At 67.1% G+C, this 1,964-nt stretch carries 2 protein-coding genes; both read right to left on the minus strand.

Features of this window, described 5'->3' with window-relative positions:
* A partial coding sequence (gene treS / locus RH94_RS19390) for a maltose alpha-D-glucosyltransferase (protein WP_073948809.1) occupies window positions 1–1,425 on the minus strand: 1,425 nt, incomplete at its 3' end.
* A partial coding sequence (locus RH94_RS19395; RefSeq protein WP_143204049.1) for an alpha-glucosidase C-terminal domain-containing protein occupies window positions 1,422–1,964 on the minus strand: 543 nt, incomplete at its 5' end. The genes RH94_RS19395 and treS, both read right to left, overlap by 4 nt.

The following is a 1,964-nucleotide window of genomic DNA, read 5'->3' on the forward strand; positions in this document are numbered from 1 at the left end:
GTTCTGCTTGCGGATCTCGATCATGCGGCGGGTCCAGTGCAGCAGCGAGGAGGGCGAGGACATCGACGCCTCGACGTTGGTGACCTGGTAGCCGTAGACCGGGTCCATGATCGTGGGCAGGAACAGGCGGCCGGGGTCGCAGGAGGAGAAGCCGGCGTTGCGGTCCGGGGTCCACTGCATGGGGGTGCGTACCGCGTCGCGGTCGCCGAGCCAGATGTTGTCGCCCATGCCGATCTCGTCGCCGTAGTACAGGATCGGGCTGCCGGGCAGGGAGAGCAGCAGGGAGCCGAAGAGCTCGATCTGGTTGCGGTCGTTGTCCAGCAGGGTCGCCAGGCGGCGGCGGATGCCGATGTTGGCGCGCATGCGGGGGTCCTTGGCGTACTCGGCCCACATGTAGTCGCGCTCCTCGTCGGTGACCATCTCCAGGGTCAGCTCGTCGTGGTTGCGCAGGAAGATGCCCCACTGGCACTTCGAGGGGATGGCGGGGGTCTTGGCGAGGATCTCGGAGACGGGGTAGCGGCTCTCCCGCCGCACGGCCATGAAGATGCGCGGCATGACGGGGAAGTGGAAGGCCATGTGGCACTCGTCGCCGCCGGCGGCGTAGTCGCCGAAGTAGTCGACCACGTCCTCCGGCCACTGGTTCGCCTCCGCCAGCAGCACCGTGTCGGGGTACTGCGCGTCGATCTCCTTGCGTACGCGCTTGAGGAAGGCGTGCGTGGCCGGAAGGTTCTCGCAGTTGGTGCCCTCCTGTTGGTACAGGTACGGCACCGCGTCCAGCCGGAAGCCGTCGATGCCGAGGTCCAGCCAGAAGCGGAGGGCGGCCAGGATCTCCTCCTGCACCGCCGGGTTCTCGTAGTTCAGGTCCGGCTGGTGGGAGAAGAACCGGTGCCAGTAGTACTGCTTGCGCACCGGGTCGTACGTCCAGTTGGAGGCCTCGGTGTCGACGAAGATGATCCGCGCGTCCTGGTACTGCTTGTCGTCGTCGGCCCAGACGTAGTAGTCGCCGTAGGGGCCGTCGGGGTCCTTGCGGGACTCCTGGAACCACGGGTGCTGGTCGCTGGTGTGGTTCATCACGAAGTCGATGATCACGCGCATGCCGCGCTGGTGGGCGGCGTCGACGAACTCCACGAAGTCGGCCAGGTCGCCGAAGTCGGGGAGTACGGCGGTGTAGTCGGAGACGTCGTAACCGCCGTCCCTGAGCGGGGACTTGAAGAAGGGGGGCAGCCACAGGCAGTCGACGCCCAGCCACTGCAGATAGTCGAGTTTGGCGGTCAGGCCCTTCAGGTCGCCGATGCCGTCGCCGTTGCTGTCCTGGAAGGAGCGGACGAGGACCTCGTAGAAGACAGCGCGTTTGAACCACTCCGGGTCCCGGTCCCTGGCCGGAGTGTCTTCGAAGGTGTCCGGAACGGGCTCATTGACGATCATGTTGTGGGTGACCCTCCGATCTGCGGGGTGGACGGTCGCAGGACGGTGAGGACGTGCGCGGGCCTCCGGCCCGGTTCGAGACGCACATAGTTGGCCCTGCCCCAGTGATAGGTCTCGCCGGTGAGCTCGTCGCGCACCGGCACCGACTCGTGCCAGTCCAGGCCGAGTTGCGGCATGTCCAACGAGACCGTGGCCTCCTGGGTGTGGTGGGGGTCGAGGTTGGCGACCACCAGAACCGTGTTCGATCCGCTCCGCTTCGAGTAGGCGATCACGGCGTCGTTGTCGGCGTGGTGGAAACGCAGATTGCGCAGCCGGTGCAGCGCGGGATGGCGGCGGCGGATGTCGTTGAGCCGGGTGATCAGGGGGGTGATGGTGCGGCCCTCGCGCTCGGCGGCGTCCCAGTCGCGGGGTTTGAGCTGGTACTTCTCCGAGTCCAGGTACTCCTCGCTGCCCTCGCGCAGGGGGGTGTTCTCGCACAGTTCGTAGCCGCTGTAGATGCCCCAGGCGGGGGAGAGGGTGGCGGCCAGCACGGCGCGGAC

Source organism: Streptomyces kebangsaanensis (assembly GCF_001906585.1).
In the GTDB taxonomy this organism is placed as follows: Bacteria; Actinomycetota; Actinomycetes; order Streptomycetales; family Streptomycetaceae; genus Streptomyces; species Streptomyces kebangsaanensis.